This is a genomic window from Paenibacillus sp. FSL H3-0457 (genome assembly GCF_037981725.1).
In the GTDB taxonomy this organism is placed as follows: domain Bacteria; phylum Bacillota; class Bacilli; order Paenibacillales; family Paenibacillaceae; genus Paenibacillus; species Paenibacillus amylolyticus.
Map to the genome: position 1 here is coordinate 5,623,418 of NZ_CP150283.1, position 26,418 is coordinate 5,649,835.

Here is a 26,418-nt window from a genome sequence, read left to right on the forward strand (position 1 = left end):
CATTTCGTTCAATTAAATCGGTTCAACGTTTGCCGCGCTGATTCTCACCCCGAACGGAGATGACATCCACGAATGGACGAATCCGGTCCATGAGACGCTGACCTTTATTCATTTCCTCGCCGTCCCGATTGGTGAAACTAAGATGTTTTTCAAGCCCATCCAGATTGTAATTGGACGTATAGAACGTTGGTTTGCGATTCATCCGATAGTTCAGAATGGACCCCATCACATGATCTCGAACCCAAGGATTCAGATTCTCTGCCCCGATATCATCAAAGATGAGCAGATCACAACTTTTCAAAATATCCGTCATTTCCTTCAGCTTCTGCCCTTCACTGATCATGGATTTCAGATCCTCCACAAAGTCAGGCATATAGATAATGACACCCGTGTGGCCTGCAACCGCCAGTTCATGCAGCAGATAACACATCAGAAACGTCTTACCCGTCCCGAATGTTCCTTCCAGAAACAGTCCTTGCGGAGATAATCCATTCTCCTTGGTCTCCCTAATATAACGAAGCACCTGATTTACTGCCGGAGCACGCATCCGATCCTTGCCCATAATCTCCACGTCGTTGTATCCGGCACTGAGCGCACGCTCGTCCACATAGAAACTGCGAATGCGTTGCTTAATAATATGTTCATTTTGCCGGGCGATATGTTTGGAACAAGGCGCTTTTATATCTATGATTTCGGGTTTACCGTTAAAATGTTCTACTTCCAGTTTGCAAAAGTGGCCCTGAAAATCGTTAGGACAGTTGTCGAGTCCCGGACAATTCGCACAGTTCTTTGAGTCTTTGGCGTACTGAAACAGCTTGCTCAGATCGGTCATGAGCTGTGCATCTTGCAGTTCAGGATGACCTGCGCGGAATTCGCGTACGTACGGATTTTCCATCAATTCCGCCGCAATCCGCCGCGATTGCTCACGAAAGGCAGGGTTCAGCTGCTGAAGCAGTCCTCCCAAGGATTCCATGGCTTCAAGCCCCCTTAATGTTTCAATATAGAATGAACAATGAAGTGTACCCCTGACCATCTTGATGGCATAGGAACTTTCGATCATTTGCAATTCTACTGTTCATTCTATAGAAAAACAACCAATAACTCAACTCATAGATCTGGTAAATAGCGTAACCCTTCCACCACCCTACGTAATGCCTAGTTTAGAGCATACTTGCAGTCCTGTACCTTTTAGTGTGTGTTCAAAAGTCTGTTTTTCGACTCTTTAAACAACTTTTATCAGCGGCGCAAGCCGACAGTAACGATCTCGCATGAACCTGTCTGTATGTTCCATTCCTTGCTGGCAAATGATAATGTTGATGCCTCTTCTATGCTGTGGGAATGAAGTTTTTCGCCCTCCTCCTCCAGGATGTTGCTCTTGTACGCCGTTTCGAATGGCTGTGGATTCGCTTGCGATGCAGCAAGCTTCAACGTGACGGATTCGGTGGTCATATTGAACCAGCGGAGCATCACATCACCGGAATCTTCATTCACCTTGAGTGAAGAAAAAGCCAAGCCGTCTCCTTGCCATGCAAACGGTGTGTTGTTAGGTGTCAGATAACCCGTGTGTACTTCGGTTTGTGCCAGCGTCCAAGGAACCTGGAACTGATAAGCCTCGATATATGCACCTGATGCTGCACCATTGCCATCGTGGGGAATGATCTCGACTTTAAATGTATGTTCACCAAGGCATTGTGCTTCAGGTGTCGGGAACAAACCCCAGTCTCCAAGTTCGCCCACAGCACGAAGCAGCGTAACGGCGATGGTGTTGCGACCATCCTGAAGGACTTCATATTCATTCAGGCCCAGATTGGCAACGACCAATCCGGCGTTCTTTTCACTCACATCCACAAAATTCTGTTGATGCTGTGTATTGCTTGGATTTTGCCACTCCGGTGCAGGCTTGTTATCACGTGTTGCAATTTCGAACATGGAATCCACATGATGAACCCCAGATACCAGATCGGTTGGGAAAAGAGCACGTACCCGGTGATCCTTCGCCTGATTGTTAAAGGTTGTTTCTATTTGCACTCCTTTTCCACTACGACTAAGCGATACAACCGTGCGGATCTGGAGCGGAATCATCTTCGTTGAACGCTGGGCTTTGCGATGTGGATAATAAATCAGTTCTCGCTGTTCCTGATCCAGCATCTCATCCGCAGACTCCGGTATTTCCCAATGATGAATCACTTCGAACGAGGCCAAGTATGATGTATCCTCAAGGATTCGAATCTCAGCCTGAAGTACTTCAGTTGTCCGCGCCACTTCGTTCTCTGGCTGCTTGAACATGTATTCATTGCCTATATCGCCCACATTTTCGTATACGCCAAGGTCCTTGTAAGTCCGGCCTGTCCGTTTATCTGTGAGTGTGAATGAACCGTTGTCTGCAATCGTGACGATCAAATATTGATTCTCCATGCCACGTTCACCACGCAACAAGGTATTTATTTTCGATGGAGAGCCACTCTTTGAATGATCCACAAAGTTGACCAATGCATAGGTTTTTAGTCCAAATGCAGCTACATTTTCTGTTTCAAAACGAATACGTACTCGCCGACAACTATACGGTTGGCGGAAGCGATCATCCGGCAGATCATAGCCGAATTGCAGACCCAGATCCTCCACCGTACATGGAATGTGGTTACCATTTTCATCTACAAGTACGCGGTCTGACAGGTCAACGGCTTTCATCTGCGTCGCCATCTCTTCCAACGTATGTCCATCCCGGAAATACAACCGAGCCGCGTCCAGTTCCATCTGAACTACACCGCTGCGTTCCCAACCCGTTGTATTAAATACCACAACAGGTCGAGCCTGCTCGCCGTAACGCTCAAATATGGAGGTATCGACAGCTGTAGTAATCTGGCTGGTGCTCTCTTCAATTAAAGCCTCTGCTACATGACGGCTCTTATCAAACCGTGTCACCATCTCGCGATGCACCTCATCCACGCTGCATCCACAGATGCTGTCATGCGGATGATTTTGCATCAGCGTTTTCCAGGCATACGTCAGTTGATCATGTGGATAGGCATGTCCAAGCAGATAGGCGTAGGATGCCAGGGGTTCAGCCACTTTTTCCAGCATAGTCTGGCCCAGCTGGTTCATCTGTTTCAGATACACACGAGCCGAGGCGGTGTTCACCAGAGTTCCCCAGCCATCGGTACGCTGACTGCGCAATTCGCATTTGACCGTGGACAGTTCATGTTCAGACGATGCTCTCAAAGCTTCCAGATAATCCGGAAAGTTGGAGTGAATGAACTCGATATCGGGATGTAATTGTTCAGCCATGCGAATCGCTTCTGGCAGATCTCGCTGAATCGGCTGGTGATCACATCCGTTCATGTACAACAACTCATTGGTCGATGCATATTTCTCGGCATCTGCAAGCTTGGTTTCCCAGAACTTGCGGGCCGATTCCTCGTCTACAGGAACTTCATTTCCGTTGGAGTACCAGTTGGCAAACAATACGCCGAGTACTTTTGATCCGTCTGGTCCTTCCCACATCAGCTCCGAGAAGCTTGATTCATATCCGGCATCCGATACCGTATTGTTAAATCCCGTCGGCTTCACACCACGTCCAAAAAACACATTATCAATGCCTGATTGTTGCATCAGCTGTGGAGTCTGCCCGACCAATCCAAATGTATCGGGAAAGTAACCAATTTTCGAAGGGGTGCCGTAACGTTTGGCGTCCTTATGTCCAACCTGCATGTTGCGCACATTGGCTTCTCCGCTCGTCAGAAACGCATCCTGCAAAATGTACCATGGTCCAATCACAATCCGCCCATTGCGGATATGCTTCTCCAGTCTTTCCTTCTGCTCCGGTCGAACCTGAAGATAGTCATCGATAATAATCGTTTGTCCATCCAAATAAAAGCTTTTATAGTCCGATCCCTCATCAAGCTGATCCAACAGTGAATCGACGAGCTGAATAAGACGCATATGATGCTTCTCATACGGCAAGTACCATTCCCGATCCCAGTGGGTATGCGAAATAATATGTGCTCTCTTTTTTTTGGTCATCGTGTTATCCCACCTCTTTCATCTTGTTGTACAATCTCAACCTCATCAGGGCGATACACCGCAGTCAGCTTTCCGGAAGCATCCGTGGCAAACAGCACCGAACGATTTTTCTCCAGTTGGAACGCATACGATACACCTGTACGTTGATCTCTCACGTGAACTTCATGGTTCAAGGCAAATTCCGATACAAATACATACATATTTCCTTTTGGAAAACTCAGCTTCCGTCCATAGATCCCTGCGATATCTCCGCCAGATATCCATTCCAACTCCAGTTCGATGCCCGAAATCTCGGTTGCATAACGATACAATTCAGCAAGTGGCTCGTCCCGTCCATTTAACTCGAGCGGAAGTGGAGTCCAGATTAATTTCCCTTTACCCAAAGGCAGAACGTGTACTTCATCTGCTGTACCATTATCTCCATGAAGCAACGTCTCCTTTGCCACCTCGGCGATACGACGCCGTCCGTAGGTCACCCGGTGATTCACGCCGTTAATATTCAGCAGTTCTTCCCGCTGTACGTTACCCAGACTGCGTTTACCTACGATATGATCGGCCCGGTCAGTTGCCTTCCAGTATGCGTCCAGTCCCAGCGGCCCTGTAATGAGCAGGCTCGTGCCTTCCTTCTCCGCAAACGTGAGCAATTGTTGAAGTGCATCGCTCTCCATATTGTGCGGACTCGGTACGATAATCAGCTTCGGTGGTTGCTGCTCCAACGCTTCCAGATGATATTCGGATAACGCACGGAACGGAATTTTTAGATCATAAGACATTACGCGAGTAAGCTTTGTTGTGGCATCATAGGCGAGGGCACGGTTGGAGAAGTCATTGGAATACGGGAACACCACTGCAATATCCTCCAGATCGCGGTCTTCAAAGAGATCACGAATGCCATCCATGAATCGGCCAAAATCATAAGACACATCCGCCTCGGGTTTCTCCGTACCATCTGCACGAAGGGCCCCAATATGGGACTCATTGGCATTATCCATATAGAAGTTGGTGTTCCAGATCCATTGCACGGCGCCAGCGCCGCCTGTCGAGAAAGCATAGGCGTACTTGCGTTCGAGAATGCCACGAAGCTCTTCTTCCGTACGTTTGGCTCGCCCATCCGGGGTTTCCACATACATGATGCCCGTCTCCTGAATGAGATTTGGTTTATATGGCGTTTTGGCGAAAATGCCATCCCATATCAGATCATCGTTCAACCACCAGGAGTGCACGGTTGTATAGTCCACTTCACGTTCATAGAAGAACGGCGAAGGACGCTGTGCACCAAGGGCTTCATCCTGTCCCACAGTGACCAGATGATTCGGTACCAGATCCTTGATCGTACCTACCAGCTCTCTTGCCCAAACATTGTGCATCTCCATAGAGAAGAGACAGTAATCGAGCCAGCGTGTTCCCTTTTTGGCCTTGTGCATATCCTGTACATCAAAATTAATCTCTTGCGCCTCCGGGATCACTGCGGCTGCAAAGTTGGGGAGCTGCTTCGGCGACATGTTCCATGCCTCCTGCAACGCTTCAATCGTCTCATGACGCTGCTGAAGCCAAGCGATATAAGCCTGCTGTTCATACGAATCCCTCGCCGAGCGTGGGCCAGCTGAGAAGATACGTACTGGATCGAACATCGATGGCTCATTAATCAGATCCCAGTCCACATGTGTTGTATGCGTGTGACGACTGACGATGCTGCGGATGAAACGTTTCTGTGCTTCGACACTCTGCGGGTCCAAATACGGATTCGTGCCTTCCCATGTCTCTGGTGTAAAGGAGAAGAAAGTGAACGTGACCTGTAAGCCGTGGCGTTTCGCCGTTAAAATAAATGCATCAATGGCACGAAGCACATCCTCTGCCATATGTCCGTCTACCTGCATCATGTTGCGATAGGCGGTCCAGATTCCTGTCCGAATCCAGTTGATGCCGGCGTTTGCCATCTGGGCCATGTCTCGGTCCCAAACATCCGCATTCGGCAGAAACAGAAATTTCCGTGCCACATCGGAGGTCATGTAGGTCATGCCCACAACTGGGAGAGGACGTCCGTCTTTTACAAAATAATCCCTGCTGCGGGTAATCACTTCCCCTTCTGCCAGCAGTGCAGCATCCTGTCCCCAGAAGCCTTGACGCAAGGTCCGAACTTCACCGTCAGGAGCCTGCGCGTGGCATACGATCCGATACAGCCCACTTTCAATGGATACCGGGAGAAGTATACGTTCGAAACGCTGCTCACCGGAAAGTTCCATCTCCAGTCGATGGCTCCATACCTTCTCCGTCGTGCCACTTGTGCGATCTTCATGCTCGACTGTTATGTCGAATGCCCACAGCTCGGACTCGGTAAGTCTGTTGCCTGCTCGCTGTAAAATCTGACCTTGAAGTGTGAGTACAGCCCGCTCATCTGGCTCATACGAAGCATAATTCGTTTTGAGGGATAACTCAGTTACACCTTGCGCACAGAATTGCGCCCATTTCACAATCTCGGCAGCGCCATCCTGCGTCCAGAATGAGGTGGTCAGCGGCAGATGTACAAACATCCAGCGTGAACCTACGAAAGTCCCGCGCGAGTTTTCCCACAGAACGACCGGAGCGGCGACACTGCGCCCGTCTTTACTCATGCCACGAAGCAATGGATAAATCTGCGTACTCATCGGTCCTGATGACCCCATCTGGTGGGGCAGATCACTTGTTTTGGTTGTATGTGGAACCAAATTCCATGTATCTGCCTTCTCAAACAGCCCCTCTTTCCCAGTGAGAAGCGGGATCTGTTCGGATGAAGTGTACGATTGCACATTGGCAGAAGATACGTTCAGTGCCTCATGAATATAGAGTTCCTGATGATACGCGGTCTGCTCGGACTCTACAACCCATGCCCCATTTTCATATCGAACCGGACGTTTGAAGGGTGCGCCCCCCACACTGATCAGGCTTCCGCCCTGATGCAAGTAAGCTGCAATCTCCGTCCAGGCGGACTTGGGAAAATAGAGTGCATGCAGATTGACCAGACATCCTTCACCTGCTGTGGTCTTCAAAACCTCTGCGAGTTCTTCGGCGTTTACAACGGTGATCTCTTTGACTGCTTTCCATGTATTCAGAGCCTGTTCAGTTGGAAAAGCACCATCCAATGGAAACGCAGGATCAGCGAAGATTATCAGCTTTTTATCATGAGGTTGCATACTCATAACAGGCCATCCTTCATGGATCTATAGACCAACTGGGAGAACAGGCTGTTGGACCATGCAAACCATTTTCGTGTAAAAATCGTTGGATCATCGGCATGGAAGCCTTCATGCATATAACCTGTATCTGCATCTGTCGCTTCAAGCATGCGAATAATCTCCAGTTTCTCCTTGGAAGACTGCGCAGTCAGTCCTTGCATGGACAAGCCCATATGCCAGATATAATTCGGCGGGGTGTGCGGGCTACCGATTCCTTTGGCAACCTTGCCTTCATAATAGAATGGGTTCTCTTTGCTCAGAGCGAAGCGGCGCGTATTCTGGTAGATCGGATCATCCGCTGTGACGTAACCGAGATATGGAATGGATATGAGCCCCGGTGTACCCGCATCGTCCATGAGACAGTGGTTGCCATAACCGTCCGTCTCGTACGCATAGATTGGTCCAAATTCCGGATGACGATAAATCCCGTACAACTGAATGCCGTGATCCACGTCCTGCTCCAGATCCTTCAATTCCTGCAAAAGTTCCATATCCCGGAACACCCACTCGGCAAACTCCTGCATTTGACGCAGAGCTACAACCGCGAACATGTTGCCAGGGATATTGTAGTGGAAATCACACGCATCATCACTGGAACGGAAACCGGACCAGATCATACCCGTGTAGTTGACTGGCATACCCCTTCCGTGATTGCGCAGGGAATCTGTTGGGATACCGTTATTACGAGTAAAGCGATATGGAGATTGTTCCATGTGATGCTGTTCGACTTTAAACAGGTCCACGATTTTACGCATCGCTGCTTTGAAGCTGGAATCGAAAATGTCAGTCAGCTCGGTTTCCTTCCAATATAAATACGCCAGGCGTACAACAAAACATAATGAGTCGATCTCAAACTTACGCTCCCACACCCAAGGTGACATCTCGGTTTCGTCCGTGGTGTTCCAGTGCCAGTCGTTGGCCGTCTCATTGAAAGCATTGGCATACGGATCGATGTGAACATACTGGATATGACGTTTAATCAGCCCACCAATAATGCGTTGCAGGTCCTCATCTTCTTTTGCAAACGGAATGTAATGTACCACCTGCTCCACGGAATCACGCAGCCAGGAAGCCGGAATATCTCCTGTGATCACAAACGTAGTGCCATCCTCCATCAACTTGGTTGTTGTTTCGATGGTATTGGGGAAGCAGTTTTTGAATAATTGAAGCAGCTTCGGTCGGTGAGCCAGTTTCTGTTCTGCTTCTTCGAGCACGGCCTGAATGGATTGTGGCAAAGCAACAGGTGGCATGGGTATTTTGGGTAATCTGAACTGTTCCATGGATGAGTGCAACTCCTTAAACAAATTGAATGGTGTAGCTATACAGGATGAAACAAAAAATTTACACGGGACCACTGCGCGGTCAGAAATATCCTCCGATCGCTGTTATCCCCAGATTTTTTTGATTCCCTTTTCTAAAGGGTAAAATCTGGGGATAAAGGCGAACGCTTCGCTTCTTCGAATTCTTTCTGTCCTCTCCGTTAACGTGTGAATTTTTAGTAGAACATGTATAGCTCAAAAATATTTCAAAAAGGTTTACCGCAGTAGCACGGTTTGTATTTCGTAAGGTTTAAAAGATAGTGTGATCTGGCCATTGGTATGGGCCAGTGGTTGGACCGGTTCTTCCAGTGCGTTGGAGTGATACGCCTGTTCAAAGGCATGTGGCCATTGCAATGTGATGTTTTCGCGTTTGCCTGACGATTCATAGAAACGAAGGACTGTTCCGTGCCCATCCTCTGCCATTTTGACCGTATCGAGAATGACGTGATTACTATTAAAGTTAATCCAGGAGCCTGTTGCTGGACGTACAGGTGCCGCATTTGCAGTTGCATCTGCAATTGGATCGACTCCAGTCCCTGTGCTTTGCTGTACTTCTTCCCTCTGCTGTACCTGCTCTATCTGCTGCACTTGTTGTATCTGACCCTTTTGATGCACTTGGTTCACCTGCTGTACCGTCACCTCATGATTTAACTCGGCAGCCTGACGTACGGTGTGTGCTGTTCGCCAGTCTCCTTCGTGTGGGTAGAGGGAATAGGTGAATTCATGTTCTCCCAGATCGGCTGTGCGATCCGGCCATTTTGGAGCACGCAGCAAGGACAAACGAATGGTGCTTCCCTGCACGTCATACCCGTACTTGCAGTCATTGAGGAGGCTCACGCCGTATCCATATTCGGACACATCCGCGAAGCGATGTCCACAGACTTCATACTGCGCTTGTTCCCAGCTTGTGTTGCGATGTGTTGGACGTTCCAGTGTGCCAAATGGAATCTCAAATGTGGCCTTGGAGGTCACCACATCAATCGGGAAACCAACTTTCAGAAGTTTGTGATTTTCGTTCCAGTTCACCTGTGTTTGGAAGTCAATTCGCCGTGAGTCATGATAAAAGACGATATCTTGTGTGATTTCCGATTGATGTAGCTTCCAGCGGAAGCGCAGGACATCTTTCGTTGAACCCGCAAGCACCAGCTTTTTCTCCAAAAGTTCCACTTCGCCAGCAATCTGTTCTTCATAACGACTGTCGATATCCCATGCATCCCAAAGCGTTGGACGATCGTGGAAGAAGTGAAGTTGATTTCCTCGTTCACCCGGCTTCAGCATCTCACGCTCTGCGGTTTTATCCCACAGGCGGATGATCTCCCCACGTTCATTGAATTGCACATGATAAAAGGCGGTATCCCATGTATCATTAAAGGTTGTTTGTGCGGCAAGGTTCTTCATTTCCCGTACATTCGTTTCCCTTGTATTTTCCGGTACCAGCCAAATCGTCTTATATCCAAACGCCGGAATGTCTGTCACGAGAATAGACATGCTGCCATCCTCCCGATCCATCCGCAAGCGCTGGCCTTTTTCATCGATGCCGTAGCGATCCAAGCCATCCTGCACAGGAAGTTGAACGACTGCACTCCGTTTCCAGCCCAGGCTGTTGAATACAACATAGGCTAATGAACCTTCCGGTCCCTCTGTGTTGATACCCGTTGTCAATGCTGCAATGCCTTGATCCAGTCCGGTTCTGCCCAATTCAAATACCTGTACATATTCCTCATTCGAAGTGACGTAGGACTCCGTAATTGCCGAGCCCGGAATAATATCATGAAATTGATTCAGCAAAATTAATTTCCAGCCCTCATGCAGATTCGAACGCACTTCAGCTTCGGTATTCGCCTCCATATCTGGCAGAGCGAGTGTGTTCCACAGCTCAGCTTCTCGATACAAAACCTCCGCTTTCCGGTTGTTGCGCTTATTGCGCGCATGGGTCGTGTAGGTTCCCCGATGTAACTCCAGATACAGATCGCCATGCCACTTCGGAAGTACAGGTTGCTCCTTTTCAATTCCGGCAAAGAAAGCTCCAGCTGTGCTATAACGGCTCGCAGGCTGTCCAACCATCAGGTCTGCGCGATCCACATACTCCAGCATCTCGCGTGTTACGCCACCGCCGCCATCTCCGTGTCCGTATAGAAGCATATGCTCCGGATGAGCCGCTTTCTCACGGTAGGACTGCCAGTGATCATGAATGTCCTTCGGCAACGTATGCTCGTTAACACCATGATTGAGGTAAGACAGGATCGGTGTGCCGTCAATGCCCACCCAGTGGAAGAGATCGTATGGAAACACATTTGTGTCGTTCCATCCGAGCTTTGTTGTCATGAAATATTCCACATTGCCATGCTTCAAAATCTGTGGCAGGGAGGCACAATACCCAAACGTATCCGGCAACCATTCAATCTGTGATGTTTTGCCAAACTCCTCCATATAGAAACGCTGACCATATAACATCTGGCGAATCAGGGACTCCCCGCTTGGGATGTTCAGATCCGGCTCAACCCACATACCTCCAACCAGTTCCCAGCGACCTTCTACAATCCGCTGCTTCACCCGTGCATACAGCTCGGGATCATGCTCCTTCAGAAACGCATATAATAAGGGTTGGCTCTGGGAATAAACATAGTCCGGATATTCATTCATGAGTGCATCCACGGTGGAGAAAGTACGGCTCGTTTTGCGTACCGTCTCACGTACAGGCCACAGCCAGGCAATATCAATATGGGACTGTCCCACCATATGCTCCAGACCTTCCGCGTTTCCGCCAATCTCACGCACATGATGCTTCAAATTATTCTCAATCTGACGAATACCCTCACCCTGCTCAATCTCTTCTGCTGACATGCCTACAAATTGATCCATCGCACGATATACCAGTTCTAACAGGCGAACCCGCCGAAAGTCACTTTCCGGTAGCAACACAGCCGAATCACGCACAATAATGACGGTATACATCAGACTACGAACCGCTTCATTGGGTCTCACCAGCAGGCTCGTAATTGATGTGATCGGTGGCTGAATAACCGCCTGTTGATTCAACGGGTCTACAGGTTCAGGTACCGGATCAAACATCTCGATCTCCAGTTCTGGAGCGTTTCCGACTTTGGATGGATCAAGCGTGACGTAGGTATGATTGCGGTCAAGGCCCTGATAAGAGTGCCCATTTACCCGAAGCAAGCCTTCTCCGCCTGTCTCAAATACAAGCCCATAAGGTGTTTGCTGCCATGTAGCAGGAATCTCCAAACGTGTTCTAAAGAAATAAGTCGTTCCCTGTTTGCTCGGAAAACGATCAAAATCTTGCCCTTCGGGGTACTCACCCTGATCCTCGTACTGTCCTGGCACATTATAATAAGCGCGGGTAATGTCCCAGCTGCGCAGCTGTAATTGCTCCAGCCACTGATGTTCGGACAACTCGCGAATAAATCGTCTGATACGTTCCAACGTCTTACGCCTCCCTTACGGTCAGTTCGGCTATTTGCGTATCGTTTACGCTGCTGCCGATATGAATATGGAATTGTCCTGGTTCAACGACAGGCTTCAAATCACGACCAATATACTGCAGCTGCTCGGCCCCTATGTGGAATTCCACGGTCTGTGTCTCTCCCGGCTCCAGGTTCACTTTTGCAAACCCCTTCAGTTCCTTGGCCGGACGAGTTAGTGAGCTGACCACGTCAGAGATGTACATCTGTACAACTTCTGCACCTGCATAACGGCCGGTGTTGGTCACGTTCACCGATACCGTAACTGAATCACCAGCTGTCATGGACGCAGCACTCAGCTGCGGTTCACTGTACTCATATGTGGTATAGCTAAGTCCGTATCCAAATGCATAACGTGGCTCCAGATCCTCTTCGAGGTAACGTTTGCCTCGGGAACGTTTGCCGTTATAATAGATCGGTAATTGGCCGACATGCTTCGGAATGGAGATCGTCAATTTGCCTGACGGATTCACATCACCGAATAAAATATCTGCAATGGCACGACCGCCCTCTTGACCCGGATACCACGCCTCCAGAATCGCATCGGCATGTTCATCCACCCAAGGTTCAGTGATGGGACGACCATTAATGTAAACAACGACAAGTTTCTTGCCGAGCTTGTGAATCTCCTGAATAAGTTCCAACTGTACTCCGGCAAGACCCAACGTCATCCGGTCGATCCCTTCGCCACACTCCATATCATTCCAGGAGTTATCCGACACATTGGAAGCCCCCGTCTTCAGATCAATTGTTCCTTCTCCAAAGTCACGTGCACTGGAGCCGCCAACCACCATAATGACCGTATCCGCTTGACTGGCAACTTCGATCGCACGCTCGAATCCTTCTTTCGAATCACCTTTGATCCGGCAGCCTGGTGCATAAAGAACCTGATCTGTACTGCTGTCACCAGTCAAAGCACCAACAGAACTCTTCTCCGTTTGCCCATCCACATGACTAGCCAGCTTACTGTGAATCCCATCCAGTACCGTCGCCACTTTCGACTTCGGTTGCGGAGATGTGTAATCGCCCAGTTGATTGTAGGCCTGATCCGCATTTGGGCCGATCACGGCAATCCGGCCCACATTTGCTAACGAGAGAGGTAACGTGTCAGCCTCATTTTTGAGAAGTACAACCCCTTCCGCAGCCAACTGGCGTGCCAGTTGAATATGCGCTTCACTTCCAATTACTTCTGCTGCCCGATCGGCATCCACATAAGGCTGTTCGAATAAGCCCAGTCTGAACTTCAACGCCAGCACGCGAGAGGTAGACTGATCCAGAACCTGCATATCAAGCTTGCCTTCTGCCACCGCCTGCACCAGATATTGCCCAAACATCTCACCGGACATTTCCATATCGATGCCTGCCTCAATCGCCTGTACGGAAGCTTCCATTCCATCTGCCGCCACATCATGCCCACTTGCCAGCATGTTGATCGCACCACAATCCGTAATGACCAGACCGTCAAAGCCCCAATCCTTACGCAAAACATCTTCCAGCAATTCCGTATTCACGGTGCAAGGCGTGCCATCAATTTCGTTATATGCTGGCATGATCGACGCAGCGCCCGCTTCCACCGCTTTGCGGAATGGATAGAGATCCACTTCCAGCAGCTCGCGCCAGCCCATATGTACAGGCCCTGCATTACGTCCGCCTTCTGAGCTGCCATAACCAACAAAATGTTTCAGCGTTGCCGCTACTGTATCTCCACGGTCAAGACTTTCACCCTGAAGCCCTTCTACGGAAGCAACTGCCAGCTCTCCAATGAGAAACGGATCTTCACCGAAACATTCCTCCGTACGTCCCCAGCGCGGATCACGCACAACATCCAGTACCGGAGAATAGGTGACCGCACCACCTTGAGCACGTGTCTCCCGTGCTACTGCCCGGCACATCTCCCGATACAGATCCACATTCCAGGTGCTCCCCAGTAAAAGAGGGACAGGATAGACCGTTCCGTCAATAGCCATATGACCATGCGAGCACTCTTCCCCGATCAGAATGGGAATCCCCAGTCTGGAATGTTCTATTGCATAACGTTGAATCAGATTGACCGCCTCAGCGCCTTCTCTGGCGGATAGTCCATTTTCCAGCGTAACGCCCGTCCACGGATCTGCGCGAAGTGCACCATAGAGGGAGCCGACGCCCCCATTTTCCACTTGCTGTTTAAAGGATTCGTTTAACGTGATGTTCCCTTGATCATTCGTATATGTCTGCCAGCCAAATGGCTGCGTAAGTTGACCTACCTTTTCTTCCGTAGTCATCAGGCTAAGCAGGTGTTGTACCCGTTCCTCTAAGGATTTGCTTTGGTCCTTATAAGTCATCAATCTGCATCTCTCCAATCCTATAACGTGATCCGGTTATTCTTTGACCGCGCCCACCGTCAGACCCTGTACGAAATAACGCTGGAAGAACGGATAGGCGAATATAATCGGCAACGTAGCAAGCACAACCATCGCCATTCGGGACGTATCCTGCGGAATGGACTGCATGGCTGCCAGACTCATCGAACTGTTAGCAGAGTTCTGCTGGATAAACTGGATGCTCGACTCAATCCGCATCAGCATGGATTGCAGCGGTACCAGATTCGGATTATCGATATATAACAGCGCATTGAACCAATCATTCCAGTAACCGAGTGTACTGAACAACCCGATGGTTGCCAGTCCCGGCAAGGAAAGTGGAACCACGATTTTCATAAAGGTATAGAACTCACCGGCGCCATCAATCTTCGCCGATTCAATGACTGCATCCGGTACACTGGTGGAGTAGAATGTACGCAGGATCATAATATAGAAGGCGTTCATCGCCAGCGGCAGAATCAGTGCCCATAACGTATCTTTCATTCCAAGCAGCTGGGATACGACCATATAGGTTGGAATCATCCCGCCGTTGAACAGCATGGTAAGAATTGCAAAGATGGAGAAAAATCTCCGATATCTGAAGCTCTTGCGGGAAACCGCATACGCATACAGCGACATGAGAATCAGACTGATGATGGTACCAAGTACCGTCACCAAGATGGTAACTCCATACGCCCGCAGCAGCGTGTCCCCACTCTGCCAGACAAACTGATATGCCGCGAGACTCCATTCTGCCGGAATCAGACGATACCCATCACGGGCCAGTGCTTTCTCGTCTGTAAACGAGATGATGACTACAAATATAAAAGGAAATACACAGATCAGAGCGAATAGACCTGCGATGATGTTCATGATCACGTTCCAGCCGTTGGATACGTGGTGGAAGTCGCGTTTTTTAACAAGCCCTGCTTGAGCCATAGTGGTTCACTCCTTTCCCTGTCCTAGAATAGGCTGCTGTCTTTATCTACTTTGCGAACAACATAGTTGGAGATAATAACAAGCACAAAGCCCACCACGGATTGATACAATCCCGCTGCTGTACTCATGCCGATCTCACCACTAGTTTTCAAACCTCGATATACATACGTATCAATAACATTTGTCACGGAATAAAGCGTACCCGAATCCCTTGGCACCTGATAGAAGAGTCCAAAGTCGGCATAGAAAATGCGGCCTACGGCCAGCAAGGTCATAATCGTGATGATGGGCGACAGCAACGGAATCGTAATATTGCGAATCTGCTGCCATTTGCTTGCTCCATCAATCATGGCTGCTTCATACAGTGATTTATCAATCCCCAGTATGGAAGCCAGATAGACAACGCTGCTATAACCTATGGTTTTCCATAGCGCTACGAATACCAGAATATACGGCCAATATTTCGCCTCGGAGTACCATTGAATTGGTTCCATCCCAAACCAGCCGATAATCTGATTCAACATCCCGCGATCCATGCTCAAGAAGCTGAATGCGAAGTAACCAACGATAACCCAGGATAGAAAATACGGCAGAAACATACCGGTTTGATACAGTTTGGCGAGTCGTTTATTCACTAGTTCCGAGAGCAGGATTGCCAATGCCACAGCAAATACCAGTCCCAGGAAGATAATGGCGATGTTATAAAAGAGGGTGTTGCGTGTAATGAGCCATGCGTCACTTGTGCTGAACAGGAATTTGAAATTGTCCCAGCCAACCCATTCACTCTTCATCAGACTTGCCCAGAACCCTTCACGGCTGAATCGGTATTCTTTGAAAGCAGCCACTGTGCCCACAAGTGGTAAGTAGGAGAAGAAGAAGAACCAGATGGCGCCTGGTAGCACCATGAGCAACATGACTCGGTTTCTAATCAGGTTTTTCAAAAATGTAGTCATTGTGGAGATCCTCCTTCAGGCTTGAATGAAAAAGGACCGGACGCGATAAGCAGCCGCCCGATCCTTACGATGTACTGTTACTTGTTTTCCGCTCTCCAGGCATCCAGCTGGCTTTGGGCTTCAGCCATTACTTTCTCCAGTCCGGCTTGATTGAACTTCTCAATCACTTGATCCAGATTGGCTGCCGGGTCCAGTGTACCTGTCATCAGTGCTGCCCAATATTGCTCTTTCACGTTCTGTACCGCCGTCAGTTCGGACGATACATTGCTTGCATCAAAGTTAAAGCTGAGGATCGGGGAATTGACACCTTCAGCGTTAAACTTCTTGAACTCATCCCATTTGTTATCCGGGTCATTGCTGTTCAGATAGAGCAGCATGTTGTTCCCAAGGGAGTATGAAGGCATATCGTAGTTTTTCGATTCAGGCAGATTTTCCATATGTGTGTCATCCACTTTTTTGTAGTGTGTGCCCTCAATACCGGAGTCCACCATATTACGCAGCACAGGATCTGTATTGAGCAGGTTCAGGAATTCCATCGCTTTCTCCGGATATTCCGAGTTGGCCGAGATGGCCATGATGGAACCTTGTACAGATGTATTCGTTATAATTGCTTCACTTGCAGGTGTTGAAACGACTTGATAACCGTAACTTGCAGACCATTGATTGTCCGCGAGTGGCTGAGTCTGTGCACGATCCAGGAACCAGTTGCCCGATGTTGTCAGGTCGTTCGTGGAACCTGTTGTTGCCGCTTCTGCCGATACATAACCAGCCTTGTAGTATTTGTGCATCGTGGTAAGTGCTTCTTTCATTTCAGGTGTTTCCAGTATGTTTACAAGCTTATAGTCTGTTGTATCCAGCTTGATTGCCATTGGCAGATTCTGAATGACATAGTCATAAGGCACGTAAGGAACATAGTTTTTATCCATGGCAAATGGTGTTACACTCGCCTCGTTTTCCTTAATTGTTTTGAGCAGAGGCTCCAGACTGTCTAACGTACGAACGCCAGAGATGTCCAGCTTGTATTTATCAACCAGCATTTGGTTAAAGCGCCATACCTCTTGTTGTGGCAGCTCTTTGTTGGCTGGAATTCCGTAATTGTGTCCATCTACTTTGGAACCGCTGAGGAACGCAGGATCAATGGTCTTGGTAAGATCCTGACCGTATTCAGCAAGCAGGTCATCCAGTTCAAGGAATGCACCTTTTCTGGCATTTTGTACATAATCGAATCCACCAGAAGAAGTGAACAGAATGTCCATTGGCTCACCGGATGCTACGTTAACCTGCATCTTCTGCGGGTAGTCACCCCAGTCAACCATCTTCATCGTTACCGTGGCATTAATTTTCTCTTTGGTATACTTGCTCACTTCTTCCATCACTTTATTGACGTCTTTCTGAGGGGTACCAATGGTATACCAGATCAACTCTACCGCGTCATCTCCAGCTCCCCCGGATTCTGAAGCATCTTTGCTTCCTCCACAGGCACTAAGAACAAGTGTAACGGCCATTAACAATGCAAGAACGAGTGAGAAGCGTTTTCTTTGTTTACTCATTTCTTTGATCCTCCCTTTTCGTGTTCCCTTAGGCTCTACTTACTAACTGCTTTAACCTTATCGAATGAAAGCATTTACAAAAAGAAGATAAACTTAAGTTTTCGAGGTACAAATTAAAGAGAAATCTTCCTTGGGCATCTATTTTGTACCTATTTAAATAAATCGCTTACATGAAAGAGACATGCCGGGTAACGTATGCCATGATTTTCTACCATGCCATTCCTGTTCCCGATATGTCTCTTGGCTCTCTGTCCGCATGGTTGGATCTACCCGTCACCGAATTAACCAAACACCTTGAAATCAGTCGGTGAAATCCCTACATATTTGCGGAACTGTTTATAGAAATACCCCGTCTCCCAATACCCTACATTTCGGGCGATCTCATGTACCTTCAGATTGGAATTGCGTAGTTGCTCCTTCGCACGTTCAATCCGGTATTTGTTGATATATTCGGCAAACGTCTCCCCGGTCTCCTTATGGAACAATTGTCCCAAATACACCGGATGCAGATGATAGTGGGCACCCAATAGCTTCAAGGAGAGCTCTTCTGCGTAGTGTTTGTCGATATGCTGAAGCACTTGGTTTACAATTGGATTTTTCAGATCCTGCAATAGGGATTGGATCGTCTGCGACCCAACCTGCTGAAGCGCCCGCACGAGTTCATCAAAAGTACCACTGTCCAGTACAAGTTGAAGCCCTTGTTGGTATATGGCAGACTCATCCGAGTGTTTGATGCTCTCCAGTTCCATCTTGAAGCGAATCACAACTTCCAGTGCGGTATTCTGTAACTCCCCAGGTGTAAGCCCATCGCGATGCTGTTCAAAATCCATGCGAATCCGGTCGGCAAGTTGTTCTGTATTGCGGGATAGAATGAGTTTGGCATACTCCCTCCATTCAATGAAAAAGGTCGCCGTTGAATTTCCGCACCTTTCCAGCATGGCATGATCGATGACTTTAAGGTCGGGATAAATCATCACATACTGGAGTGCTTTTTTGGCCTCGGCATAACTGGTCGGCGCATGGTATAACCCTTTCATCAATCTGCCTGCTCCAATGCGTGCCGCCGGATGGGTTACGGTTATCTCATCAGATATTGCCTGCAGACCATCCATCAACTTCTGTTCCTCGTCACTCGTACCCTGAATGTTAGCAATAATGACGATGTCTCCATCGATATCATGAAATACGTTCAGATGGCGTCTGTCTCTCAGCATCTCTTCTACACGTTCAAACATGCCGGGTACTTGCCCTTTGTCACGCAGAATGGCCACAGCAACGTCCGGTGCATCCAGCGAAAGGTTCATGAACTGGGCACGTTCTTCAAATTCAGTAGCTGCAATCTGTCCCGTAAGCCATCGATGAAGAATGTTATCTTTCAGAATCTGGATGCCATACGCATCATCGGCTTGAGGTGATACCGTATGATCTAGCTTGGACGCCGTGTTGCTCAGCGTGGATTCCAGTTCCTCTACATTAATCGGTTTGAGCAGATAGTTTTCGATCCCCAATTGCATGCCTTCCTTCAGATATTCGAACTCATTGAAACCACTGAGGATAATGACCTTAAGCTCAGGTTGCACTCGCCTTGCTTCCCGAATCAGATCGAGACCATTCATGAGTGGCATGGATATATCCGTAATCAGAATGTCCACAGGCTGAGAAGAGAGCGCCTGTAACGCTGCTTGCCCATTACCTGCATGGCTCACAATTTCCATACCAAATGAAGACCAATCCACAATATCGTATAAACCTTCAATGATGAATGGCTCATCGTCCACAATAAACACCTTGTACATATTACACACCTGTCCCTTCTGAATGTGGATAACGCACCCTGATTCGTGTTCCTTCTCCGAGGGTGCTCTCTATGGTGATACCGAACTCTGGCCCATACAGGAAGCGCAATCGACTATGGACACTGCGCAGCCCAAACATCTGACCAGACTCTTCAGGACGTTCCAGTTCTTCAAGGATTTCCGTCAGGCGTGCCGGATCAATGCCTTTGCCATTATCTTTGACTTCCACTTGCACCACATCATCTGTCTCTTCCACAACAATCGATAATCGGTTATCCGAACGTTCTGTCTGAATGCCGTGTACGACATAATTCTCAATGATGGGTTGCAGCGAAAGTTTGACCACAGGGTGTTGATAATATGCAGCATCGATCTGGATCGTATATATGAAAATATCCTTGTAGCGGATTCGGAATAATTCCAGATACAAGCGGCAAGCTTCCATCTCATCCTTCAGCGTATAATTTTTCTTTTGCTGTACCAGGCTCTTGAACAATACGGATAAACTATAGATCATCTCGCCGACATCTCTCGCCCCCTGGGATATGGCCCTCATCCGAATCACTTCAAGCGTATTGTAGAGAAAATGAGGGTTGATACGCGCCTGTAATGCGACCAGCTCGGTCTCCTTCTGTTTGATCTCGGCTTTGTAGACCCGTTCAATGTACAGATTCAGCTCGTCCAACATATCGTTGAAGCTATGTGAGATCTGCCCCAGTTCATCATCACGCGGATCGTCGATGCGAGCCGTTAAGTTGCCATATTTCACTTTTTGGGTGAAGCGAATAATTCGACGGGTTCGTTTGGCAAAGTTAATAATGAAAAACGCCGGAACCAGCACGGCAAACAGAATACACACAATACTGATCGAGATAATGGTATTGCGAATGCCCGCATAGGTTTCAGCCATCTCTTCTACCGGAACGGTGCCAATGACCACATAACCCTGATCCGCGGAGACAAACTTGTTCACGTACATGTTCTGCTCCTTTTTCATTGAATCCATATCCGTCTGATCAAACAGGGAATCGGCCACATTCACGTAGGGGTACTTCTTCCCGTAATAATGATTGTTGGAGTCAAATAACACTGTCCCTTTCGCCGATAACACCACGATTTCTCCCTTGAGATTACTCTCGTAGTTATCCAGCGCGTTACCGATTCCCTCCGAGTCAAAGAAGACAAGAAATTGGCCCAGATTCCGAAGAGTCTGTGTATTGTTAATTGGTACACGGATGGAGTAGAGCGCAGGGTCCCATTGATTAATCTCTTTGCGTATCCAGTAATTGGGTGCACTGATATTGGGTGTTTCCATCGCCATCACGTCCGGAATATAGGAATGAGCTACATTCGCGTCCAGCTTGCGGAACTGCTTGTGTTGATTGAAGGTAGACAGATCCTGCTGCTCAGCGCTATATAACATGAGTTGATTAATCTGCGAATTGCGATCCATAATGTTCTGAAAATGTTTCAACACATCGGCCGAATAATCGTCCTGATTGGCGTAATATCCATTCGTCATGTGCTGAACATATTCAGCGTACGAATGATTCATCAGATAAGTAATGTTGGCGGACAGCGCCTCATTCTGATGCATATCCCTCACCATGTTTTGTACCGATTCATACTGCTGATGAATGTACCGATCCACATGTTCCATCGCCGCTTTCTGGATCGCCAGTTCCCGGCGAATCGTGGAGTCGGACACCGACAGGAAGATGATATAAGACAATGTAATAATCGTGACAATGGATATCATCGAGAAAATCAGGAGCATTTTCATAAACATATTATTTTTGAAGAAATTATTGTAAACGCTAACAATTTTCAATTCGCATGTTCCCTCCGATGCTGTTTTCCTGACTTGAATTATACCATCAGGCTTCTGACATTAACTTGTCACCTGCAACTTTTCTTTAGTTTATATCTGTGTTTCTTTAATTTCACCCTATTTAAAAACGCTTTCATCCACTATCGTTAACCATAAGTTTAGCTTTGTGTAAAAGAATACCTTACATTCATTCCACTTGAAGGAGGAACAGCATGACACGCAAACTCAAAGCAAAAGGCATCATACCCAAGGTAACCGCCATGGTCCTGACTACGGCTCTGCTTGGACAAGTTGTTGCATCATCCGTTTATGCCGGAGACACGCTCCCTTACACCGGTGAAAGTGCCAAAGGGGTGAATCAGCCCTATCAACATGGATACACCTCGGCCCAGATTCTGAACTGGACACCGGAAAGTGATATCCATGGCGATTTACTTCGTGCCCATGTTCCCTTGCAGCCCCGTAATGAAGCGTTCGCTGCCACACAGGCTTATCCTGAGCTTAGTCCGGACACCCAGTTATTCACAATGAGTGGCGATTACGGCAATGCATTCTTCGATAGCACACCTTATACCAATGAATTCAGCCAGTATCTATTTAATTATTGGCAATATACAGACTACTACAGCTATTGGCACGGCATGGCCTCTGCGGGAGTACCTGAGGAGCTGTACGATCCGAGTAAAGAGTGGACGGAGAAATACTTCGAGTTTGGCATTTTGAACATTCCGAATCCGGCCTACACCAATGCAGCCCACAAGAACGGCGTTAAGTCCATTGCTAACATCTTTTTCTCGGACAATGACCGTGGCCCACAAACCTATAAACAAATGCTGATCCAGGATGAAAACGGTAATTTTCCTGTGGCCGAGAAATTGGCCGAGATGGCAGAATACTACAACTACGATGGATATTTCTTCAATCAGGAAGAAGTTGCCCGGGGTGTAGCCCCTGAAGATATCGCATCCTACAAGAAATTCATGAAATATCTAAGAGATAAAGGCCTGTACGTTCAGTGGTATGATTCCACCATCAATACAACAGGCAAAATTCAATACCAGAACCAATTCAATGGGCTCAACAGCCCCTTTGTACAAGATTCCGTTCTCGGCAGAGTCTCGGATTCCATCTTCCTGAACTATGTGTGGAACCACAAGATGCTCCGCGACTCCCGTGATCATGCCCTTAGCCTGGGACTGGATCCACTGGAAACCGTATTTGCTGGTGTCGAAGGTGGACATGACAAATTCGGCCGCTGGAAGCAATCCTATGACCTGCGCCATAACCTGGATGAGAACGGTCAACCCATGAACAGCATCGCGACATTAGGTGCCGACTTCACCCACAACGCTCTGGATGAAGAGATGGGCGATGGCAGCACCAATCATCGTGCGGAAGATGATTACCAGTGGATGACCTTTGTACGTGATCGTGCCTGGTGGTCTGGTCCAAATCAAGACCCGACAGATGCACGTCGTAATGCGTCTGCCGATCTGTCGGATATGTATGCTTCCGGTGCAAATTGGGATGGAATCGCCGCTTATCTTACCGAGCGATCCGTCATCAACGGCTCCAATTTTGCGACCAACTTCAATACGGGCCACGGCCTGAAATATTATGAAGACGGTGCTGTCTCGAACGATAAAGAATGGTCCAATATCAACATTCAGGATATCCCTGTCACTTGGCAATGGTGGATGGATAGTGAAGGCGACAAGCTCAGTGTTGATTTTGACTATGGTCCCTCTTATGAGAAAGGCGCAAGGTACAACTATGACTCCATTGGCGCGTTTAATGGCGGCAGCTCTCTCGTGGTGAACGGCACACTGAACGCGGAGAACTTCCTGCGCCTGTACAAGACCGACCTGTCCGTCAACGGGCAATCGAAACTGGAACTGACGTATAACAAACCGTCGACTAGTGACGCTTCCTCCCTGCATGTTGGGTTGATCTTCGAAGATGATCCATCCAACGTGGTCAACGTAAATGTGCCTAATGTAGGCCAGCATACAGAAGGCTGGAAGACAACTTCGCTGGATTTGAGTGCCTATCAAGGCAAAACCATTGCCGCTATGGGATTATCTTTTGACCCGAATGGCAAAGCAATTGAGAATTACCAGATGAACATTGGCGAGATCCGCATTTCCGACGGTTCAGCGGCTGTACCGGATGCACCGACCGGATTCCATATTGCCAAAGCACTGACCAGCACCGATGAACTGGTTGTTGCATGGGACATGAAGGACTATTCAGAGGTCAAACAATACAATTTATATGAAAATGGCGCCTATGTAGGCGGCGTGTATGATTCCACTTTTTATATCAAATCACTAAAACAGCCATCTGGTGAACTGTCTATCCGTGCGGTTGGTGCAGATGGTACCGAAAGTGAAGCAACCGTCCTGCCTTACGATCTGAATGCAGCCGTTCAGGATATTGATGTGAAATTCAAAAAGAATGGCGATGCTATTGTAAGCTGGAAAAACCCGAAGAAAGCGAAAGATTCAGGCAAAGATAAAGATAAGAATACGGATAAGGACAAGGATAAAAATAAAGACAAAGGAAAAGGCAACGAGTCTATTCAACTCACACTAGAAACAGAATACACAAAAGAGCCTTTCACCAAGTCGCTTCAGGTCAAAAAAGGAAAACAATCTGCCGTCCTGACCGGACTTCCGACCAACGGTGAGCATTACGTGCTGAACATCGCCATTGGCGGGCAGAACCCGGTAACCCATACCGGACAGCTCGCAGATCTTCAGATTACACCATACGTCAAGGAAAAGGTCACGGTAAAAGATGGAAAGTACACATTGGCCCTCCCGGATCTGGAGGACTGGTACAAGATCTATGTATATGAAAATGGGGTGCCACGCGAGTTCGGAGTCACTTACGTATCGCAAAAATTCCCGTATATCATTCGGGGAAGAACAAAGCTGAGTGAACTGACCTTCACGCCAGCGTCCAGCAACAGCTCATTGAAGCTGGTCATTGAGGATTATGCAGGCAATCAGGCCGCTACGATTTTGAGATAATACTGCAAAGTATTTTTTTGTTCTCGTCTGCATAACAGTTGAGATAAAAACGTACAGCCCTTCACTTCCAAAAGGAAGTTGAAGGGCTGTTTTTGTTGATCTAACAATAAATATTCAACCCAACAGCTATTAAACAGCATTCCCGTTAGCATAGTCCTTCGGATGAAATTGAGGATAGATGCTTGCGCAACTGCTTTTTATCTATTTTATCCACGGCTGTTCTCGGCAAAGTATCCACAATGAACAGTTGAGTCGGCCATTTGTACGGAGCAAGGTGTGGCTCACAAAACGCCCGCACCTGCGTCAGATCCATACTTTCACCATCCTGTAACACGATGAAAGCGACAAGTTCCTCGCCTTCGTCAGGAAGAGGATGTCCGATTATGGCCGCCTCGCTTACCGACTCATGGCTCACAATAACATGCTCCACTTCGGCACAGAACACATTGGAACCGTCCACAATAATCATATCCTTCAAGCGATCAAACACATAAAGGTAACCTTCGGCATCCAGACAACCGACATCCCCAGTTCGAATCCAACCATCGGACATGGTCTCGGCAGTAGCCTCCAACTGGCGCCAATACCCCAGCATGGTCTGTTGACCTCGAACAACGATTTCTCCAGCCTCGCCCGTAACTGTCTCACTTCCGTCCGTATCTAATATCCGAACTTCGAAGGCCTGCTCACCTTGGGCAGCCAAGTCAGCAGGACGACCTACGGATCGAAGGCGATGGGGATCGCCCATATGCTGAGCAGGAAAAAGGCGGCTTATGGACATTCCACATTCCGCTTGTGAGTAGTTGTTCACAATGATAACTTCAGGAAATTGCGATACAACCTCCTGTAGTGTATCCGGGGAAATAATGGACCCTCCGCAGCCAATAAGCGATAGACTCTTCAAGTTTCTACCTCCTACGGATGCCTCGCGGGTAAGATCACGAAGCAGTTGGCCTACTGTGCTGAGTTGTGTAATCTGATCACGTTCAATAGCTTCCATAATGCGGTGTACATCCGCCGGGTATTCGTCTAGAAATACAAGACAGCCTCCGGCAGCCATGGTCGCCCACAGCTGGAACTGACCTACCAGATGGGATAAGTTGAGCACTAACACACGACGCTTGAGATCATGACCGAAGCCTGCAGAAGGCGTAAGTTGATTCCAAGCAGCCATACCACGATGCGAATGCATGACCCCTTTTGGCCGACCAGTTGTCCCACCCGTATAAATCAGGACTGCCGTATCGTCTAAACTTCGTTTGGAATGGTCTTTTGGAGAGAACGCAGGTTCCTGCTGTAAAAGAGCAGCGAGCGAACTGCTATTCGTCCCTTCTTCGTCTATCGTGAACAGTTTTGGACAATACCCAAGAAGCTTTACCGTGGCAATAGCTACTTTAGCATGTTGGTCATCATGAATAACCATATGTGGTTCTGCATCCTGAAATATGGCAGCGAGTTCAGGTACTGTTAGCATAGGAGAAGGAACGAGTGGTATAGCGCCGATCCCAACTGCTGCATAAAACGCAACAACGAGCTGGGGATCTGGATCACCTAAAAGGGCAATACGATCACCGGCCCGGAGTCCTTCAACATACAGGGTATGACTGAATCTTTCAACCAGACCGTAAAGCTCCCCATAACTCATCGTTTGCCCATGTCTCATTAACGCAGGTTCCTCAGGGTACAGACTTGCTGCAATTGGCAATCGTTCGGATAGAAGCAAGCAATTACCCCCAACATTTAAATTTCCATTTCTCCGTTAAGAAAACTATGGAATAAAAAGAGAGTAGCATATATCTGGAATAATAAGTAATCATTATCCTCTATTAAAACCATAAATTCTCCTGATATTACAGTTCTGCTCACAGACGATCCTTGCCGTTAACCTACTTGCTAGCTTAATTAGGCAGATCAAATTTGGCTTCTTTCTAAACTGAAATACAAC

The 26,418-nt window shown here is 48.0% G+C and carries 13 protein-coding genes; 1 reads left to right on the forward strand and 12 read right to left on the reverse strand.

What is annotated here, in order from left to right; translation table 11 throughout:
* Window positions 1-22: 22 nt before the first annotated feature.
* The 11 genes from dnaI to MHH25_RS25040 form a co-directional block, all read right to left on the reverse strand.
* Window positions 23-973 carry a primosomal protein DnaI gene (gene dnaI, locus MHH25_RS24990; protein ID WP_076319793.1) on the reverse strand — a complete coding sequence of 317 codons (951 nt, stop codon included), beginning with the start codon at window positions 971-973 and terminating at the stop codon, window positions 23-25.
* A gap of 263 nt (window positions 974-1,236) precedes the next feature.
* Window positions 1,237-4,020 carry an alpha-mannosidase gene (locus tag MHH25_RS24995; protein ID WP_340018451.1) on the reverse strand — a complete coding sequence of 928 codons (2,784 nt, stop codon included), beginning with the start codon at window positions 4,018-4,020 and terminating at the stop codon, window positions 1,237-1,239.
* Window positions 4,017-7,196 carry a beta-galactosidase gene (locus tag MHH25_RS25000; RefSeq protein ID WP_340018452.1) on the reverse strand — a complete coding sequence of 1,060 codons (3,180 nt, stop codon included), beginning with the start codon at window positions 7,194-7,196 and terminating at the stop codon, window positions 4,017-4,019. Before MHH25_RS25000 ends, MHH25_RS24995 begins: the two co-directional genes overlap by 4 nt.
* Complete coding sequence (locus MHH25_RS25005) at window positions 7,193-8,512, reverse strand: glycoside hydrolase family 125 protein (RefSeq protein WP_340018453.1); 1,320 nt, start codon at window positions 8,510-8,512, stop codon at window positions 7,193-7,195. The genes MHH25_RS25000 and MHH25_RS25005 overlap by 4 nt, the downstream gene beginning before the upstream one ends.
* A gap of 255 nt (window positions 8,513-8,767) precedes the next feature.
* Complete coding sequence (locus MHH25_RS25010; protein ID WP_340018454.1) at window positions 8,768-11,992, reverse strand: alpha-mannosidase; 3,225 nt, start codon at window positions 11,990-11,992, stop codon at window positions 8,768-8,770.
* A 4-nt stretch (window positions 11,993-11,996) separates the two neighbouring features.
* The gene (locus tag MHH25_RS25015) at window positions 11,997-14,351 is read right to left on the reverse strand and encodes a glycoside hydrolase family 3 N-terminal domain-containing protein (RefSeq protein WP_340020547.1); all 2,355 of its coding nucleotides are present in this window, start codon (window positions 14,349-14,351) and stop codon (window positions 11,997-11,999) included.
* Window positions 14,352-14,387: 36 nt separating this feature from the next.
* Complete coding sequence (locus MHH25_RS25020) at window positions 14,388-15,308, reverse strand: carbohydrate ABC transporter permease (RefSeq protein WP_340018455.1); 921 nt, start codon at window positions 15,306-15,308, stop codon at window positions 14,388-14,390.
* Window positions 15,309-15,331: 23 nt separating this feature from the next.
* Window positions 15,332-16,261 carry an ABC transporter permease subunit gene (locus MHH25_RS25025; protein ID WP_036605780.1) on the reverse strand — a complete coding sequence of 310 codons (930 nt, stop codon included), beginning with the start codon at window positions 16,259-16,261 and terminating at the stop codon, window positions 15,332-15,334.
* Between the two features lie 77 nt (window positions 16,262-16,338).
* Entirely contained in the window at window positions 16,339-17,811 is a 1,473-nt protein-coding gene (locus tag MHH25_RS25030; RefSeq protein WP_036605779.1) for an ABC transporter substrate-binding protein, read from the reverse strand.
* Window positions 17,812-18,092: 281 nt separating this feature from the next.
* Window positions 18,093-19,607: a response regulator transcription factor gene (locus MHH25_RS25035; protein ID WP_340018456.1), complete on the reverse strand. Its 1,515-nt coding sequence runs from the start codon at window positions 19,605-19,607 to the stop codon at window positions 18,093-18,095.
* A 1-nt stretch (window position 19,608) separates the two neighbouring features.
* Window positions 19,609-21,396, reverse strand: a complete 1,788-nt coding sequence (locus tag MHH25_RS25040) for a sensor histidine kinase (protein WP_340020548.1) — start codon at window positions 21,394-21,396, stop codon at window positions 19,609-19,611.
* Window positions 21,397-21,650: 254 nt separating this feature from the next.
* Here MHH25_RS25040 and MHH25_RS25045 point away from each other — a divergent pair, with 254 nt between their 5' ends.
* Window positions 21,651-24,473, forward strand: a complete 2,823-nt coding sequence (locus tag MHH25_RS25045; protein ID WP_340018457.1) for an endo-beta-N-acetylglucosaminidase — start codon at window positions 21,651-21,653, stop codon at window positions 24,471-24,473.
* A gap of 145 nt (window positions 24,474-24,618) precedes the next feature.
* Here MHH25_RS25045 and MHH25_RS25050 read toward each other — a convergent pair whose 3' ends face one another.
* Entirely contained in the window at window positions 24,619-26,196 is a 1,578-nt protein-coding gene (locus MHH25_RS25050; protein WP_076319802.1) for a class I adenylate-forming enzyme family protein, read from the reverse strand.
* Window positions 26,197-26,418: the final 222 nt, after the last annotated feature.